Origin of the sequence: Bacillus sp. LB7 (assembly GCF_030449715.1) — a bacterium.
GTDB classification, from domain to species: domain Bacteria; phylum Bacillota; class Bacilli; order Bacillales; family Bacillaceae; genus Bacillus; species Bacillus paralicheniformis.
The window spans coordinates 25,535-43,027 of record NZ_JASGCA010000007.1; the positions used below are offsets into that span (position 1 = coordinate 25,535).

Sequence of the window (17,493 nt, forward strand, 5' to 3'; positions counted from 1 at the left end):
GTCCGTATTCACGCCTTTAGTGAACATGGACTGGGTTTTCCTTTATTGTACGTCTAACTCTTTTACGGTTTCACCTTCAATTAACACAGGCTGATAGTAGGTTTCGTTTGGTAAGTCCTTCTTTCCTTGTAATTTCTTGATGACCCAATCAGCTGCATCGTGTCCCATTTGTTCTTGAGGATGTGTCAATGTTGTTAGTTTGATATTCGCATTTTTGGCAATATACGAATTATCCTGACCAATAATTGACAATTTGTCTGGGACAGAAATATTAAGTTGTCTGCATACATTTGCTACTTCCAACCCTACTTCGTCGTTATAGCAAACAATTGCAGTCAACACGTCTCTCTTTTCATTTAAAAACTTCTTCAGGTTTGTGTATAGGTCCAGCTTCGTCTCTGTATTGTATGAAAGCACATGCTCTGGTTGAAATCGTAATTTGGCTTCACCAAGCGCTTTTATATATCCCTTCATTCGATACTTTCCTTGTAAATCATCCATTTTTGAAATGAGACCAATTTGTGTATGCCCTTTTGATATTAATTCTTTTGTAGCGAGATAGCTTGACTGCACATCATCGAGACAAAGAAAAGGAACATCTAATTCTTCATAATAAGCATTGATCATGATGAAAGGAATATCCTGTTCCTTAAACGATAAATAGTAAGCAATATTAGGATTGTATAGATTACTTTTCGTAGGTTCAACAATTAAACCATCTACGCCAAATGACAGCATCATTTCCAAAGCTTTTTTTTCTTGTTCGACATCATTATTTGTACTAGCTAATAGTAACGAATAATTAGCCTCATTCAATCTCCCTTCAATTCCGCGAATAATTGAGGGGAAAATGTAATCTGAAATGTAGGTCGTGATTACACCGATTATTTTATTATTGGAATTCCCGCCAGGTTTTGATTGATACTGGTTACTTACATAAGTGCCAGACCCTTTTTCGCTTCTTAAAAACCCCTCGTTCGCCAGCTCTAAAATGGCCTTTCGAACAGTGTGCCGGCTGACTTTATACTCTTCTTGTATGGCGGATTCAGTAGGAATTTGTTCTCCTACCCTGTAAACTCCTGAAAGGATTTTACTTTTTATATCATTAATAATGACCTTATACTTTGGTTTCATTTCACTCACTTCTTTCATAATTGTTCGCATTCTAATTTTTTTAATTGAATGATTTGTGTGGACATATTTTATCATGGCTTTCAATGAATGAAAAGATTTCGCCTTATTTTCGTGAAAATGAACAGTAATTCTAATTTTTTTCTTTAGATTTTATGTTATACAAATACCTTTTATTATAAGCGTTTAAGAGAAAGCGAACAGAAATATCGTTGTGATATTTATATGAACATATTATATTCAGGATTGACAAATGTACGTACAAAAAATATACTAAGTCTGTAATTAAGTTAAGCGAAAAGGGGAATGCCTTCTTTCGAATAATTTTGAAATCGCTATCAGAGGGGGGATAACGTGAAAGCGAATCAAGTAAACATCAAGCAGGCGATAACTGAGGGAGAAACATCACTTGGAATTGAATTCGGATCCACACGTATTAAAGCGGTGTTGATTGATCGTAGTTTTGAAACAATCGCATCTGGAAGTTATGAGTGGGAAAACCGCTTGGAAGATGGATTTTGGACGTACAACTTGGTAGATATTATTACCGGGTTGCAAACAGCTTATAGTGAAATGAAGAATGAAGTTGAACGAAATTATGGTATCACCATTCGCAAAATCGGTTCTATCGGATTTTCTGCCATGATGCATGGATATATGGCTTTTGACAACACAGGGGAGCTGCTTGTTCCGTTTCGAACTTGGCGTAACTCAACAACCAGTGCTGCAGCAAAAGAATTAACTGATCAATTTCAATTCAATATCCCTGAACGGTGGAGTATTGCTCATTTATATCAAGCGATATTAAATGAAGAGAAGCATTTGCCTCGCATTGATTATATCACCACTTTAGCCGGGTACATTCACTGGTTGCTGACTGGCAATAAAGCAATTGGCATTGGAGATGCTTCGGGCATGTTCCCAATTGATGAATCAACGCAAAATTACAATGAATCGATGATCAAGCAATTTGATGAATTGATTTCGAACAAAGGCTATCCTTGGATGATAAGGGATATTCTTCCTAAAGTTTATATTTCAGGCGAGCAAGCTGGCGAATTATCCGAAATTGGCGCGAAAATTCTGGATCAATCAAAAAATTTACAACCAGGCATTCCGATTTGTCCGCCGGAAGGCGATGCCGGAACAGGAATGGTTGCTACGAATAGTGTGAGGAAACGCACTGGAAACATCTCAGTAGGAACTTCAGTTTTTGCCATGATTGTATTAGAGAAAGAACTTTCAAAAGTATATCCGGAAATTGATTTGGTAACAACGCCAAATGGCAGTCCGGTTGGAATGGTTCATGCGAATAACTGCTCAAGCGATATGAATGCTTGGCTAGGGTTGTTTCGTGAATTTTTTGAGGCAATGGGACAAAAGGTTGAAATGAATAAATTATTCGAAGTGATGTTGAATAAAGCATTGGTAGCTGACTCAGATGGCGGCGGCTTACTAAGCTACGGATATTTCTCCGGTGAAAATATTACAGGACTAGAAAAAGGCCGGCCGTTATTTGTCCGCTCACCAGAGAGTCGTTTCGATTTAGCAAACTTCATGCGGACACACCTTTTTGCAGCTTTTGCAGCTTTGAAAATCGGAATGGATATTTTGACCAAAGAGGAAAATATTGAAATTGATAGCATTTTAGCTCACGGCGGTTTATTCAAAACCCCTCTTGTCGGACAAAAAATTGTTGCAGCTGCAATGAATACGCCAGTATCGGTGATGGCAACAGCCGGAGAGGGCGGTGCGTGGGGGATGGCTATTCTTGCTTCTTACATGATGAACAATGATCAAGAAGAAAGCTTGGAAGATTTCCTCGACAAGAAAGTCTTTGAAGAAGATGCCGGGCAAGAAATTTACCCTGATCAATTAGATGTTGAAGGATTTGAAGCATTTATCGAACGGTACAAAAAAGGTTTAATGATTGAGCAGGCCGCTGTGGATCATTTGATTTAATGAGTGGAAAGTGAGGGGTTGACGTGCTAGAACAACTGAAAGAAGAAGTGTTACAAGCAAATTTGGACTTGCCTAAATATGGACTCGTGAAATACACATGGGGAAATGCAAGTGCCATTGACCGTGAAACTGGTTTATTCGTTATCAAACCTAGTGGTGTTGATTATGAAACAATGAAAGCTAGTGATATGGTGGTTGTTGATTTAGATGGCCATGTTGTTGAAGGAGTACTGAGGCCTTCATCAGATACAGCGACTCACGCGGTACTTTATAAGCATTACCCTGAAATTGGAGGAATTGTACACACTCATTCAACTTGGGCGACAATCTGGGCTCAAGCAGGCCTTGATGTTCCCGCGATGGGAACCACTCATGCAGACACATTCTATGGTTCCGTGCCATGTGCCCGTTACTTGACACAAGAGGAGGTTGATCGAGGTTACGAAGCAGAAACAGGTCATGTCATTATCGAAACTTTTAAAGAGCGCGGGTTAGATATTTTAGCTGTTCCTGGTGTCTTACTTCACGGTCATGGTCCATTTACTTGGGGCAAAGATGTAAAATCAGCAGTATTGAATAGTGTGGTGTTGGACGAAGTCGCGAAAATGAATTTATTTACACGAGAATTAAATCATTTTGCGAAAGAATTACCACAATATATTTTAGATAAACATTATTTACGCAAACACGGTGAAAATGCTTATTATGGTCAAAAGTAAATCGATTCTATCAAACTATTCATTTTAGAAAAGAGGGTTATGATGTTAACTACAGGAAAAAAAGAATTTTGGTTTGTCGTAGGTTCACAACATCTTTATGGGGAAGAAGCGCTGGAAGAAGTCAGAGCGCACGCGCAAGCCGTGACTGATGCTCTAAATGAAAGCGCTGTATTGCCATACCCGCTTGTATTGCAAGATTTAGCTGTGAGTGCAGATAAAATCACAAACATCATGAAAGAAGTGAACTATCGTGACGAAGTTGCCGGTGTTATCACTTGGATGCATACTTTTTCACCTGCAAAAATGTGGATTCGCGGAACGAAATTATTACAAAAACCGTTACTTCATTTAGCGACACAATTTAATGAAAGTATTCCATGGACAACGATTGACATGGACTTTATGAACCTAAACCAATCTGCTCATGGGGACCGTGAATATGGTTTTATCAATGCCCGTTTGAAAAAACAAAATAAAGTTGTCGTAGGTTATTGGGAGCGTCCTGAAGTGCAACAGCAAATTGCGGAATGGATGGACGTAGCGGTTGCTTATAACGAAAGCTTCAACATCAAGGTCGCTCGATTTGGTGACAACATGCGTAACGTTGCTGTTACTGAAGGGGATAAGGTTGAAGCGCAAATTCAATTTGGCTGGACAGTTGATTACTTTGGCATTGGTGATCTTGTTCAATACGTGAATGCGGTTACAGATGAAGAAATTAATCAATTGTTTGCTGAATATGCAGACCTTTATGAATTTGATTATGGTACTTACAGTCAGGAAGATTGGGAGAAGAGCGTAAAAGTACAAGCAAGCTATGAAATCGCCATTAAACGCTTCCTGGATGATGGTGGTTATCATGCCTTCACAACTAACTTTGAAGATTTATATGGGATGAAACAACTTCCGGGTCTTGCCGTCCAACGTTTGATGGCCCAAGGATACGGCTTTGCTGGTGAAGGAGATTGGAAAACGGCAGCGCTCGATCGCTTACTTAAAGTGATGAGCCGCAACCAATCAACCGGCTTTATGGAAGATTACACATATGAATTAGCTGCCGGTCAAGAATCAATCCTTCAATCACATATGCTTGAAGTTGACCCATCTTTAGCAAGCAACAAACCGAAAATTATCGTATCTCCATTAGGTATTGGTGATCGTGAAGACCCGGCGCGCTTAGTGTTCGACGGAAAAGCAGGAGATGGTGTGGTTGTTTCAATGGCAGACTTTGGTACGCACTACAAACTGTTGATTAACGAAGTTTCTGCATTTGAACCAACTGTTCCGGCACCAAACCTTCCAGTGGCACGGGTGCTTTGGGAAGTGAAGCCTAACTTCCAGGATGGAGTGAAAGCGTGGCTTGAGAATGGCGGCGGTCACCATACAGTTGTTTCATTGAATGTAACAGCAGACCAAATGATCACTTATGCAAAACTGGTTGACCTGGAATATGTGGTTATTAAGTAATGCCTCTAACCTCCGAGGAGGTTCTGCTTCCTTGGAGGTGAAAAATAGGGATATCAGATATCGAAATATTCATGATTTTGTAAGCGTTATCGTCATATTCCGGAAAAATTGAAAGCGTTTAATAATAGGCAAATAAAACCATGATGTTAGTGAGAAATCCCACCTATATCCTAGCATGTATTTGCAGTTGGAAAACACTTTTATGAGTTCTTAAACAGCCATCGATAATTTTGGTGGCTGGATTACACAATATCATTTCAACCTTGAGGAGGGAACTTTAATGGTTAATGAAAAGAAAATCTCAAGTGGCTTCATTTATTTTTTCGGGGCTTTTGCCGGCATTCTTTTCGGTTATGATATCGGCGTTATGACGGGTGCTTTGCCTTTTCTGCAACATGATTGGAACCTTCAAGACAACGCCGGGGTTATTGGATGGATTACCTCTTCGGTTATGTTAGGCGCTATTTTTGGAGGCGCCCTGGCCGGACAACTTTCTGATCGTTTGGGACGTCGCAAAATGATTTTAATTTCCGCTGTCATTTTTGTTGTTGGATCCATTTTGTCAGGAATAGCACCTCATAACGGGGTCCTGTTTTTGATTGTTTCTCGGGTTTTATTGGGATTGGCCGTTGGTGCTGCTTCTGCATTGGTCCCGGCCTATATGTCGGAAATGGCGCCTGCACGTTTACGCGGACGGCTGTCAGGAATTAATCAAACCATGATTTGTTCTGGAATGTTGCTTTCTTACATTGTTGATTTTCTCTTGAAAGATTTGCCGGAAACAATGGCATGGCGGTTGATGCTTGGTTTGGCTGCCGTACCTGCTTTGATCTTATATGTTGGAATGTTAAAGTTACCCGAATCACCGCGTTTTTTAATCAAGAACAATAAACTTGATGAAGCTCGAAAGGTGTTGAGCTATATTCGCTCTAACAAAGGAGAGATTGATTCTGAAATAGCACAAATTCAAGAAACTGCAAGAGAAGAGACGAAGGCAAATCAAAAAGCATCTTGGTCTACACTATTAAGTAATAAATATCGTTTTTTATTAATTGCCGGTGTGGGTGTTGCCGCCTTTCAACAATTCCAGGGTGCGAACGCAATTTTTTATTACATTCCTTTGATTGTAGAAAAAGCAACAGGGAATGCAGCAAGTTCAGCGTTGATGTGGCCGATTATTCAAGGTGTTATTCTCGTGCTAGGTTCATTACTATTCATCATGATTGCTGATAAATTTAATCGCCGCACTTTATTAACAGTAGGCGGAACCATTATGGGGCTGTCCTTTATTTTGCCGGCAATATTGAATATATTAATTCCTAATGCAAATCCGATGATGATGGTTGTCTTTTTAAGTATCTATGTAGCACTTTATTCATTCACATGGGCTCCTTTAACTTGGGTCATCGTTGGAGAAATTTTCCCTCTGGTCATTCGCGGGCGTGCGTCTGGATTAGCTTCATCATTTAACTGGATTGGCTCTTTCTTGGTTGGATTGCTATTTCCTATTATGACCGCTTCGATGTCTCAAGAAGTTGTGTTTGCAATCTTCGGTGTGATTTGTTTACTTGGAGTTGTATTTATCCGGACACGCGTCCCTGAAACTCGAGGTCGCAGTTTAGAGGAAATCGAAAGAGATGGAGGAAATAAACAAATTGACGGAAAAAGCGCGCAAATAAACCTATGAGGATTGGAGCGGAATAGAAAGGAGTTATCTTGGTTGCCGCTTATCGCAGGGGAAATCTTTGCACTAGTGCAACAGGGGTTTCAAAGGGAAGACGTTCTTTGGTCAAAATTTTTAAACGGGGCGTGGTTGGACGAACCGTGACGATATCAGCTCTAGCTTGTTATTCAATATGGAGGCGGAAAATTCCGCCCTCCATATTGAATAGATTTTAAAATTAATTAAATACCATTCCGCCATCAATGATAAGAGACTGGCCGGTCATATAATCTGAGTCCGGCCCTGCAAGGTAAGAAACGCATGCTGCTACATCTTCCGGCTCTGATAAGCGTTTTAATGCAATATTTTTAGCGAATTGTTCCATTCCCCATTCAAATGGTTTGCCTGCTTCATCAGCGGTTTGCTGTGCAATCCCCATCATCATAGGCGTTTTAACGATACCCGGACAAAAGGCGTTAACAGTAATACCTAATTCAGCTAGATCTTTTGCCGCCGTTTGCGTAATCCCGCGAACAGCGAACTTTGTTCCGCCGTAAACTGCCAAGCCCGGGTTACCGACTTGGCCGGCTTGAGAAGAAGCATTAATGATTTTCCCGCCGTGCCCAAGTTCTTTAAAGGCTTTTACAGCTGCTTGTATTCCCCAATAAGTACCGCCGACGTTAACATCATAGACTTTCCGATAATCTTCATATGTAATGCTTTCAATAGGTGTGGTTGGTCCAAGACCTGCATTGTTGATTACCACATCAAGACCGCCGAGGCGTTTAACCGTTTCATCGACTGCTTTAAAAACATCGTCACGATCAGCAACATCCACTTTAACTGCAATTGCCTTACCGATATGCTGGTTAATGTCCTCAGCAACTTGTGTCGCAGTTTCTGCATTATAATCGGCAACTGCAACAGCGAACCCATCCTCCGCCAAGCGTTTGCAGATTGCTTCGCCAATTCCTTGGCCTCCGCCAGTAACAAAAGCAATTTTTCCGGATACTTTACTCATATGAACATCTTCTTTCTATAAGTAATTGGTATTTAATTGGTACAGTAACATTATATCTTATATTTGTAGATTTGAAATAAAACGGCGGCAGTTGTTAAAAAAATGTTTAAAATTTTTCGAAAAAATTTAATTGTTTTTGAAGAAGATGGAAAAGTTGTATTTAAGTATAATAGGATTGTTCCGCTTTAAAGTCTTACTGCAATCAGAAGACAAAGGAAGACCAAATGAAAAGGCATGAATCCGTGCAATGCCGGATTCATGCCAATCAAACTGCTTTATGAAATTTTATTGTCCAGCTTTTTCGGGTCGCTAAATTCAGCTGTCCTGGCGATTGAAAAGATCGGTAAACGCGTGCATGAATTCAATTCCTTGAAAAACAAACAAATTGATTGCTGCCAATGAAAATAGTCCAATAATCACCGTTCTTATGATAAATAACATGTTAAAACCTCCCGTTTTTTTCGTATGGTTATGGTTTTAAAACATGCACTTTATCGAAATAAGAAGAGTGATAGAACACCGCGAGCATAAATGCCTTCAGATGCTCTTTCCGCCTGTTCATCATGAACGCCTGGCCGGAAGCCGCAGCTAAGATTAAGAGAAGGATGGATTCAGCTCCGAAGCCGAGTGAATTCCACAATGATTTCGCCTTTTCGTCACCATATTTGCCGACTGTCAGTTCATGGAGTTCATCTCCTGAAACAGCGGCTTTTTGCGTATGGTGATTTGCCGGCATCTGGGGCATTGAGAACGAATGAAGGCTCGCAATGACTAAAAAGAATATGGACAGTTGCAGAAACAATGTCTTTTTCATTTGATCTCATCCCCTTAGTATCTCATCATCTTAGCATATTTTATGTGATAAGAAAAGATGATTATTTTGTGACAGTTGGCAAATATTTATTGACAACATGAGATTTTTCGTAGCGCATTCGGAATGAAAGCGCATTTTTATGTATGAATAAAGATGATACTCTGCTATAATGAGCATTAGGGCTAAAGTAATAATGATGCAAACAGCCTTTATGTTTAAAAAACAGAAAATTCTATCTAGTTTTTCTTGTGTCATTATTATGATATAATCCTACCATGTTAGAAAACTTAACATCAAAACAAAATTCGTTTGTTTCAGGAGGGTGCTATGGAAGAAATTTTAAGCGAAATCATCAATGTCCCGAGCGGTTTTATTTGGACTTATTTAGTTTATATATTAATAGGAATAGGCCTGTTCTTTACGTTTAAATTGAAATTCGTTCAATTCCGCTATTTCTTCGAGATGTTTCGTATCGTCGGACAAAAGGAGGAGAAAGGAAAAGGCGTCTCGTCTTTGCAGGCTTTCTTTATTTCCGCCGCTTCGCGTGTCGGCACGGGGAACCTGACCGGTGTCGCGCTTGCTGTTGCAACAGGAGGACCGGGAGCGGTCTTTTGGATGTGGGTTGTCGCGCTTGTCGGTATGGCTTCCAGCTTTGTGGAAAGTACGCTGGCTCAAGTGTACAAGGTCAAAGACGGCGATCATTTCAGAGGGGGTCCTGCTTATTACATGGAAAAAGCGCTGGGCGCCAGATGGATGGGCATTATCTTTGCCGTTTTAATTACGATTACATTCGGCTTGATCTTTAATGCGGTGCAAGCCAATACGATCGTCGGTTCGATGGAAGGGGCTTTCAACCTTGATAAAACAACGGTCGGCATTATTTTGGCGGTTTTGACCGGATTTATCATTTTCGGCGGTTTGAAACGCGTCGTGACTGTCACGCAATTGATCGTTCCGGTTATGGCGGTCATTTATCTTGCGCTTGCTTTATTTGTCGTGCTGACAAATATCTCTCAAATACCGGCCGTTTTCGCGATGATTGTGAAAGATGCTTTCGGGATCGAGCAGATTGCAGGGGGTACGCTCGGCAGCATCATTATTATCGGTGCGAAGCGCGGCTTGTTTTCAAACGAAGCCGGAATGGGAAGCGCGCCGAACGCAGCGGCGACTGCCAATGTCTCTCATCCGGCGAAGCAAGGCTTTATCCAAACGCTTGGCGTATTCTTTGATACGATGGTCATCTGCAGTGCGACAGCCTTTATGATTCTGCTGTTCAATCTGACGCCGGGCAAAGAGCTTGACGGCATTCAAATTACACAAGCAGCCATGCAGCATCACATTGGAAGCTGGGCGCCTGCGTTTGTCGCAGTGGCGATTTTCCTGTTTGCTTTCAGCTCAATCGTCGGAAACTACTATTATGGTGAGACGAACATTGAATTTATTAAAAAGAGCAAGACGGCGCTTGCTGTTTACCGTACAGCCGTTGTCGCAATGGTGATCTTCGGATCTGTATCCGGTTTCCAGCTTGTGTGGGACATGGCGGATTTATTTATGGGATTAATGGCGATCATTAACCTGATTGCGATTTTGCTTCTTTCCGGGATTGCTGCGAAAGTGCTGAAAGACTATACTGAACAGCGCAAAGCAGGGAAGAACCCTGTCTTTAAGGCAAGCTCGATTCCAGGTCTGAAAAACACAGAGGCTTGGGAAGACGAGAAGGAAACATTGCAATCGAAATAAACCATATGAAAAAAGGCGTCCATGGGGGGCGCCTTTTTCTTATTTTTTACTGACAGCTGAAAGAAGTGATCTCGTTCAGGTCAATACCGAAGTAAACCCAGCGGAATTGACGCGGCCTCCAGCGGTAGCCCGCAATCGAATGACGGCCGACGAAAACCGGGTAGAACCAAAAACGGCTGCCGTTTCTCAAGCGGATGAACGTGTATTTGAACAGGCATCTTCTGATTCCGCCGGGATCAACGGCAAATACCGAAGGGCCGGTGTCTTGCGGAAATTGGCTCGGCGGCGGGGGGAGCAGCTGCTGTTGCTGCTGTCCTCCTGCTCCCGGAGGCGGACCCGGCGGAAATTGCTGGCGATACGGATCATATAGTGAAGGATCGTATGGATACAATAAAAACGCTCCTTTCTGATGGTTTGCTTTATCGTATGATTGATGGGGACTATGGGTAGCTTGCCTATGGAGAAAAAAATCCCTAAAGCCGTTTTAGCTTTAGGGAAAATGTTTACATGCTTTTCCGGGGCGCCCGTTTCCGATAAACAACATAGCTTCTTGTCAAATATTTTAGCGGCATGCTGAATACGTGGACGAGCCGAGTAAACGGCCAGACGATGAAAATGACGTAGCCCATGATGATGTGAAGCTTAAACCAGAGGGGCACGCTCGCCATAAGCCCGGCATCAGGCTTGAATAAGAAAATGTTGCGAAACCACGGGCTGATTGTTGTCCTGTAGTCGAATCCTTTTGAATCAATGTTCAAGAAGGTTGCTGCAAGCCCAGTCGTCATGACGAATAACAAAGCGACCAGCGTGATGAAATCACCGGCAGAGCTCGTTTTTCGAATCCGTTTGTCCGTGAATCTGCGGTAGGTCAATATGATAAGTCCTGACAGCGCGGCGATGCCTGCGGGCAGTCCGAAACCGATCGCGATTTTATGGTACATATGCTCTGATACGCCGAGCGCCTCATAAAGGCTTTCCGGAATTAAAATTCCCATCACATGCCCGCCGATGACAAAAAAGATTCCCCAGTGAAAAAGGCTGCTGCCAAGCGCCAATTTTTTCTTTTCGAGCATTTCGCTTGATTTGGCCGTCCAGCCAAACTGATCATGTTGATAGCGGTATATATGTCCTCCGATAAAAATGGTGATGACGATATAGGGGAGGATGACCCACAGTATTTGTTCGATCATGGCTGTACATTCCTTTCAACACCAATTTCCTCTAAAATCATCATTAATCCGTCCAATAACGGCGTATAGATGCTTTCATTCTCTGAAAGCTGCAATCTTAATTCTTCCAGGTTCGCTGCGTATTTTTGGAAAACAGCCGCAGCTTTTTCATGATCGGCGACTGCAGCAAATTCAAGCATGAGCGGCAGATAATCCGGCAGCTCTTTGTCTGTCGGCTGAAAACCGGACTGCTGATACAGATCTTTCAGCTGCAGCAATTCAATTCCGCGCTCCCTTTGTTCACCGGAGTTGAAATAGGTGACATAAAGGTTCGTTTTTTTGCCGAAATCAAACGTATATACGTACGTTTCGATCAATTCCTCAGACGAATAGGAAGCCGCGCTTTCCAAGAAGGCAAGCAGATGTCCTTTCAGCGCTTCATGTTCGATTTCGCCGATGATCTGCTGCCATTCGGAACGTTCTTTTCTCCACTCTTCATCAGGGTAGGAGAGGAGGTGAGAAAGAGCGGCAAAAACGGTTTGTTTGTCTGTTCCATTCATGAAGCTTCCCTCCAGTGTTATATGTTTTGGCAAGAGCCGGGTCCTCCGGCAAACGATAATCCGCAGCTTCCTTGTTCCATGTACAGATCCGCGACTTCTTCGCGATGGGTTTGCGGAATGACAAAGCGGTCATCGTATTTGGCGATCGCAAGCAGACGGTACATATCTTCAATCTGCTCTTCAGTCAATCCGGTATCTTGAATCAGGGCTGAATCGATCTGTTTGTTCGTTTGGGTCGCCCGCATGTACATACGCATCACAGACATTTTCTTTAATGTCGTTCTTATATGGTGTGTATCACCGGCAGTCAGCAAATTGGCCAAATATTCGATCGGAATCCGCATTTCATCAATGGCAGGGAAGATATCTTCAGCTGATTGGGCCGTTCCTTTTCCTTCAAACATATTCATAATCGGACTGAGCGGCGGAATATACCATACCATCGGCAATGTCCGGTATTCAGGATGCAGCGGCAGAGCGATTTTCCAATCGATGATCATTTTGTAGATCGGAGATTTTTGCGCTGCTTCGATCCACTCCAGCGGAATGCCTTGCGCTTTTGCTTCTTCTGCGACAGCGGGATCATTCGGGTCAAGGAAAATCTCCAGCTGGGAGTGATATAGATCTTTTTCATTTTCGGCTGAAGCCGCTTCTTCGACTTTATCTGCATCATAAAGCATGACGCCGAGATAGCGGATTCTGCCGACGCATGTCTCAGAGCAGATTGTCGGCAGTCCTGCTTCAAGGCGTGGGAAGCACAATGTGCATTTTTCCGCCTTGTTCGTCTGCCAGTTGAAATACACTTTTTTATAAGGGCATGATGATACACAGTGTCTCCATGAGCGGCACGCATTTTGATCGACGAGAACGATTCCGTCTTCTTCGCGTTTGTACATCGCTCCCGACGGACAGGAGGAGACGCAGGAAGGATTGATGCAGTGTTCGCATATCCTTGGCAGATACATCATAAAGACGTCTTCAAATTCAGTCTTGATCGATTCTTCCATTTTTTTGACGTTTGGATCTTGAAGGCCTGTAATGTGGCCGCCGGCAAGATCGTCTTCCCAGTTCGGACCCCATTCAAGGTTCATGAAGTCTCCCGTAATGGAAGACTTCGGCCTTGCAACAGGCTGGTGTTTTTTCTCCGGACTGTTTGTCAGCGTTTCATAATCATAGTTCCAAGGTTCATAGTAGTCATCGATCGTCGGCTGGTACGGGTTGTAGAATAAATTCATGAGCCGTGTTGTTTTGGCGCCTGATTTGAGCTGAAGTTTGCCTTTTTTCAGCTCCCAGCCGCCTCTGTATTTATCCTGGTCTTCCCATTGTTTAGGGTAGCCGATGCCCGGTTTTGTTTCGACGTTGTTGAAGTACATATATTCTGCACCGGAACGGTTTGTCCATGTGTTTTTGCATGTGACGCTGCATGTATGGCAGCCGATGCATTTATCAAGGTTCATCACCATTCCGATTTGAGCTTTAATCTTCAAGCCAATCGACCTCCTTCAATTTTCTGATCACGACATTGAGGTCGCGCTGATTTCCTGTCGGCCCGTAGTAGTTGAATCCGTAGCTGAGCTGACCGTAGCCTCCGATCATCTGCGTCGGCTTGACATGGATGCGGGTCGGGCTGTTATGGGTCCCTCCGCGGTTATTCGTCAGTTTTGTTCCCGGCACATTGATATGCCGGTCTTGGGCATGGTGCATAAAGGCCATTCCTTTTGGAATTCGGTGTGATGTCACGGCCCGCGCAACGACGACTCCGTTTCGGTTAAAGCACTCGATCCAGTCGTTGTCCTGAATGTCGGTTTCTTCCGCATCGTCTTTATTCATCCAGACTGTCGGCCCGCCTCTGAAAAGGGTAAGCATCGGCAGGGAATCAAAATACATGCTGTGAACCGACCATTTATTATGCGGTGTTAAGTAGTTTAAAACGATTTCTTTTCCTTCCTGATCCGGACGCTTGTTCAAGAAAGGGCGGTGGATCAGGATCGGCTTGAATGTCGCCATGTTCTCGCCGAATTCCGTCATCATTTCATGATCAAGGTAAAAAGACTGTCTGCCGGTCAGCGTTCTCCACGGAATCAGTTTTTCAACGTTCGTCGTAAACGGAGAATAGCGCCGTCCGCCTTTTTCAGAACCGCTGAAAGCAGGGGAGGTGATCACCGTTTTCGGCTGAGCCGAAATTTGCTCAAATGTAAAGCATTCCTCTTCCCGTTCTTCAGCTAAGTCTTTCAACTCAAGATTCGTTATTTTTTCAAGCGATTCCCACGCTTTAACGGCTACTTTTCCGTTTGAAGTGGAAGAGAGGGTCAATACCGCTTCCGCAGCCTGTCTTGCATCACTGATGTCAGGACAGCCTTTGGCGATCGTGTTGTCTTTTACGACGCCGAGCGTTTTTTTGAGGGAATCATATTCCACTTGAACAGACCAGTTCATTCCTTTCGTACCAAACGGCTGTTTGACAACATTCGGTCCAAGCGATGTCATCTTATTGAAAATCTGCTTGTAATCCCGTTCCACAACATGAATTTGCGGCATTGTTTTGCCGGGAACGGCAGGGCAGTCGCCTTTGCTCCAATCTTTGATTTTCCCGAGCGGCTGCGCCATTTCCTGTGGAGTGTCATGGAGAAGAGGAGTCGCAACAGCCTCTTTTACAGGTTCCATGTCCATTTCTTCAGCCAGATTGGAAACCGCTTTTGCCAATGCTTTGAAAATATCCCAGTCAGACTTTGCTTCCCACGGCGCGCTGATTGCCGGATTAAACGGGTGGATGAACGGATGCATATCCGTGCTGCTGAGATCGTGCTTTTCGTACCAGGTGGCCGCAGGGAGCACGATATCTGAATAAAGGGCTGTTCCCGCCATCCGGAAATCGAGATTGACCAGTAAGTCGAGCTTGCCTTCAGGCGCTTTGTCACGCCATGAGATTTCTTCGGGGCGGATGCTGTCCTGATCATCGTTCATCAGTCCGTTCGTCGTGCCGAGCAAGTGCTTCAGAAAATATTCATGACCTTTGCCGGAGCTCGAGATTAAGTTGGCTCTCCAGACAAATAAATTTCTCGGGAAGTTCTTTTCATTGTCAGGATCTTCAATCGAAAACTTGAGCTTTTTCTCTTCAAGCTGTCTGGCGATATAGCTTCCGACTTGCTGAGCGTTCTCAGCGCCTGCTTTTTCAGCTTCTTTATACAAATCGATACCGTTTTTCTCAAACGTCGGATACGATGGAAGCCAGCCGAGTCTTGCCGCCAGCACATTGTAATCGGCGTGGTGCTTGTAGCGCGATGTTTTTGCGATAGGGGAAGCGAGCCCGCTGATTTCCTGATCTTCATAGCGCCACTGGTCGGTGGCGAAGTAGAAAAATGATGTTCCGTTTTGCAGTTTGGCAGGGCCTCCCCAGTCTTTTGCCATCGCGATCGTCTGCCATCCTTCGGCCGGCCGGAGTTTTTCCTGGCCGACATAGTGGGCCCAGCCGCCTCCGTTAACCCCTTGAGCTCCGACGAGAAGCACAAGGTTCAGCACAGCTCTGTAAATGGTGTCTGAATTGAACCAATGGTTAATCCCGGCGCCGACAATGATCATTGAGCGGCCCTCTGTGTCAATCGCATTTTGCGCAAATTCCCTCGCGATCTTGATCACCATTTCACTTTTAATGCCGGTAATCGGCTCTTGCCAAGCCGGTGTAAACGGTTCAGGATCATCAAATGATGCCGGCGTCTGTCCGTCGATTCCGCGGTTGACGCCATAGTTGGCGAGCGTCAGGTCGAAAACGGTAGAAACAAAAACTTCCTCGCCGTCCAGAATCATTTTTTTGATCGGAAGCGGTCTTTCAAGCACTTTATTGCCGTCATGTGAGAAGTAAGGAATGTTGACCGTGCCGATCATATCTTCGTGTCCAAGCATGGAAAGCCGAGGTGTGATCGGTTTTTCTGAATCCTCATCAACCATGCGCAGATTCCATTTTCCTTGGCCGTCCCAGCGGGAGCCCATCGTGCCCTGCGGAATCGCAAATCCATCTGTGTCTTCGTCCCAAACGGCAGGCTTCCACTCATCATGCTCTGTCGCACGCCCGATATCTTTAGCATGGAGGAAGCGGCCTGCTGTGAACGTTCCGTTTTCCTCTTTCAAAGTCACCAAAAACGGGAAATCGGTATATTGTTTTGCATAATCAATAAAACGCTCCGTCTTCTGGTTGACATAAAAGTCTTGCAGAATGACGTGGCCCATCGCCATGGCCAGTGCGCCGTCCGTTCCTTGTCTGATGCTCAGCCAATCATCGGAAAACTTTGAGGACTCGGCAAAGTCCGGGCTGATCGAAATCACTTTTGCTCCTTTATAGCGGGCTTCGGCTAAAAAGTGAGCGTCAGGCGTTCTGGTAAGCGGCACATTAGAACCCCATGTCATGATGTAGCCTGAATTGTACCAGTCGCTGCTTTCCGGAACGTCGGTTTGATCTCCCCAAATTTGCGGTGAAGCAGGAGGGAGGTCGGCATACCAGTCATAGAAGCTCAGCATCGGCCCGCCGATCAGGGACATAAAGCGTGACCCCGCTGCGTGGCTGAGCATCGACATGGCTGGAATCGGCGAGAAGCCGACATTGCGGTCAGGACCGTATTTGGCAATGGTGTACAGAAGGGAAGCCGAAATCAGCTTCAGGACTTCGCTCCATTCGGCGCGGACAAATCCGCCTTTTCCGCGCGCCTGTTTATAGGCCTTTGCTTTTTCAGGGTTTTCGATAATCGATTTCCATGCTTCCAGCGGATTTTTGCTGCTGTTTAGCGCCTCGCGCCACATCTGGATCAGCACACCGCGTACATACGGATATTTCACGCGGAGCGGGCTGTATATATACCAGGAAAAGCTCGCTCCCCGCGGACAGCCGCGCGGTTCAAAGTCCGGCATATCAGGGCCAGTCGAAGGGTAATCGAGTCGCTGCCCTTCCCATGTGACGATCCCGTTTTTGACGTAGATATTCCAGCTGCAGGAGCCTGTACAGTTCACCCCGTGGGTAGAGCGAACCACTTTATCATGCTGCCATCTATTTCTGTATACATCTTCCCAATTCCGGTCTTCATAAGTGGTTTGGCTGTGTTGATTGGAATGGCGTTCAATCGGAGAGAAATAATTTAATCTCCTGAAAATGGGACTCTGTTTCTTTTTTTTCATTGCTGGTTCACTCCTTCTGAGTCATTGATGCTACCCTCACTATATATGGAGGAGGCGCTGGACCTTGTTAAATTTGTCACATGG

The 17,493-nt window shown here is 44.2% G+C and carries 14 protein-coding genes; 5 read left to right on the top strand and 9 right to left on the bottom strand.

What is annotated here, in order from left to right; genetic code table 11:
* Positions 1 to 42: 42 nt before the first annotated feature.
* Positions 43 to 1,134 carry a GntR family transcriptional regulator gene (locus QMZ64_RS11200; protein ID WP_105980981.1) on the bottom strand — a complete coding sequence of 364 codons (1,092 nt, stop codon included), beginning with the start codon at positions 1,132 to 1,134 and terminating at the stop codon, positions 43 to 45.
* Positions 1,135 to 1,485: 351 nt separating this feature from the next.
* Between QMZ64_RS11200 and QMZ64_RS11205 the strand changes: the two genes are divergently transcribed.
* The 4 genes from QMZ64_RS11205 to QMZ64_RS11220 all read left to right on the top strand — a co-directional run bounded on the left by QMZ64_RS11205 (position 1,486) and on the right by QMZ64_RS11220 (position 6,966).
* Positions 1,486 to 3,093, top strand: coding sequence for a xylulokinase (locus QMZ64_RS11205; protein ID WP_265626918.1), 1,608 nt, complete (start codon positions 1,486 to 1,488; stop codon positions 3,091 to 3,093).
* Between the two features lie 23 nt (positions 3,094 to 3,116).
* Entirely contained in the window at positions 3,117 to 3,812 is a 696-nt protein-coding gene (locus QMZ64_RS11210) for an L-ribulose-5-phosphate 4-epimerase (protein WP_265626917.1), read from the top strand.
* A gap of 42 nt (positions 3,813 to 3,854) precedes the next feature.
* Positions 3,855 to 5,279 (top strand): L-arabinose isomerase, encoded by a 1,425-nt coding sequence (gene araA, locus QMZ64_RS11215; protein WP_265626916.1) that lies wholly within the window; start codon positions 3,855 to 3,857, stop codon positions 5,277 to 5,279.
* A 280-nt stretch (positions 5,280 to 5,559) separates the two neighbouring features.
* Positions 5,560 to 6,966 (top strand): sugar porter family MFS transporter, encoded by a 1,407-nt coding sequence (locus QMZ64_RS11220; RefSeq protein WP_265626915.1) that lies wholly within the window; start codon positions 5,560 to 5,562, stop codon positions 6,964 to 6,966.
* A 214-nt stretch (positions 6,967 to 7,180) separates the two neighbouring features.
* Here the strand turns inward: QMZ64_RS11220 and QMZ64_RS11225 are convergent, their stop codons facing one another.
* The 3 genes from QMZ64_RS11225 to QMZ64_RS11235 form a co-directional block, all read right to left on the bottom strand.
* Positions 7,181 to 7,963 (bottom strand): (S)-acetoin forming diacetyl reductase, encoded by a 783-nt coding sequence (locus QMZ64_RS11225; protein WP_059231099.1) that lies wholly within the window; start codon positions 7,961 to 7,963, stop codon positions 7,181 to 7,183.
* 315 nt (positions 7,964 to 8,278) lie between these two features.
* Entirely contained in the window at positions 8,279 to 8,404 is a 126-nt protein-coding gene (locus QMZ64_RS11230; RefSeq protein ID WP_261378965.1) for a hypothetical protein, read from the bottom strand.
* A gap of 28 nt (positions 8,405 to 8,432) precedes the next feature.
* Positions 8,433 to 8,777: a hypothetical protein gene (locus QMZ64_RS11235; protein WP_243940585.1), complete on the bottom strand. Its 345-nt coding sequence runs from the start codon at positions 8,775 to 8,777 to the stop codon at positions 8,433 to 8,435.
* Positions 8,778 to 9,104: 327 nt separating this feature from the next.
* On the opposite strand from QMZ64_RS11235, the gene QMZ64_RS11240 reads away from it, so the two are divergent.
* Positions 9,105 to 10,517: an alanine/glycine:cation symporter family protein gene (locus QMZ64_RS11240; protein WP_243940587.1), complete on the top strand. Its 1,413-nt coding sequence runs from the start codon at positions 9,105 to 9,107 to the stop codon at positions 10,515 to 10,517.
* Between the two features lie 46 nt (positions 10,518 to 10,563).
* On the opposite strand, the gene QMZ64_RS11245 is transcribed toward QMZ64_RS11240, so the two are convergent.
* From QMZ64_RS11245 to QMZ64_RS11265, 5 genes are all read right to left on the bottom strand, one after another.
* On the bottom strand, positions 10,564 to 10,908 hold the full coding sequence (locus tag QMZ64_RS11245) for a hypothetical protein (protein ID WP_059231105.1): 345 nt from the start codon (positions 10,906 to 10,908) through the stop codon (positions 10,564 to 10,566).
* A 112-nt stretch (positions 10,909 to 11,020) separates the two neighbouring features.
* Entirely contained in the window at positions 11,021 to 11,707 is a 687-nt protein-coding gene (gene narI, locus QMZ64_RS11250) for a respiratory nitrate reductase subunit gamma (protein ID WP_059231107.1), read from the bottom strand.
* Positions 11,704 to 12,246, bottom strand: a complete 543-nt coding sequence (gene narJ, locus QMZ64_RS11255; RefSeq protein ID WP_020451628.1) for a nitrate reductase molybdenum cofactor assembly chaperone — start codon at positions 12,244 to 12,246, stop codon at positions 11,704 to 11,706. Before narJ ends, narI begins: the two co-directional genes overlap by 4 nt.
* Positions 12,247 to 12,263: 17 nt before the next feature.
* Positions 12,264 to 13,733, bottom strand: coding sequence for a nitrate reductase subunit beta (narH, locus tag QMZ64_RS11260; protein ID WP_020451629.1), 1,470 nt, complete (start codon positions 13,731 to 13,733; stop codon positions 12,264 to 12,266).
* Positions 13,723 to 17,409, bottom strand: a complete 3,687-nt coding sequence (locus tag QMZ64_RS11265) for a nitrate reductase subunit alpha (RefSeq protein WP_265626914.1) — start codon at positions 17,407 to 17,409, stop codon at positions 13,723 to 13,725. Before QMZ64_RS11265 ends, narH begins: the two co-directional genes overlap by 11 nt.
* Positions 17,410 to 17,493: the final 84 nt, after the last annotated feature.

Excerpts from the sequence above, each read along its gene's own strand:
- QMZ64_RS11200 (WP_105980981.1), bottom strand. The coding sequence starts at position 1,134 with ATGAAACCAAAGTATAAGGTCATTATTAATGATATAAAAAGTAAAATC.
- araA (WP_265626916.1), top strand. The coding sequence starts at position 3,855 with ATGTTAACTACAGGAAAAAAAGAATTTTGGTTTGTCGTAGGTTCACAA.
- QMZ64_RS11220 (WP_265626915.1), top strand. The coding sequence starts at position 5,560 with ATGGTTAATGAAAAGAAAATCTCAAGTGGCTTCATTTATTTTTTCGGG.
- QMZ64_RS11225 (WP_059231099.1), bottom strand. The coding sequence starts at position 7,963 with ATGAGTAAAGTATCCGGAAAAATTGCTTTTGTTACTGGCGGAGGCCAA.
- QMZ64_RS11230 (WP_261378965.1), bottom strand. The coding sequence starts at position 8,404 with ATGTTATTTATCATAAGAACGGTGATTATTGGACTATTTTCATTGGCA.
- QMZ64_RS11235 (WP_243940585.1), bottom strand. The coding sequence starts at position 8,777 with ATGAAAAAGACATTGTTTCTGCAACTGTCCATATTCTTTTTAGTCATT.
- QMZ64_RS11240 (WP_243940587.1), top strand. The coding sequence starts at position 9,105 with ATGGAAGAAATTTTAAGCGAAATCATCAATGTCCCGAGCGGTTTTATT.
- narI (WP_059231107.1), bottom strand. The coding sequence starts at position 11,707 with ATGATCGAACAAATACTGTGGGTCATCCTCCCCTATATCGTCATCACC.
- narJ (WP_020451628.1), bottom strand. The coding sequence starts at position 12,246 with ATGAATGGAACAGACAAACAAACCGTTTTTGCCGCTCTTTCTCACCTC.
- QMZ64_RS11265 (WP_265626914.1), bottom strand. The coding sequence starts at position 17,409 with ATGAAAAAAAAGAAACAGAGTCCCATTTTCAGGAGATTAAATTATTTC.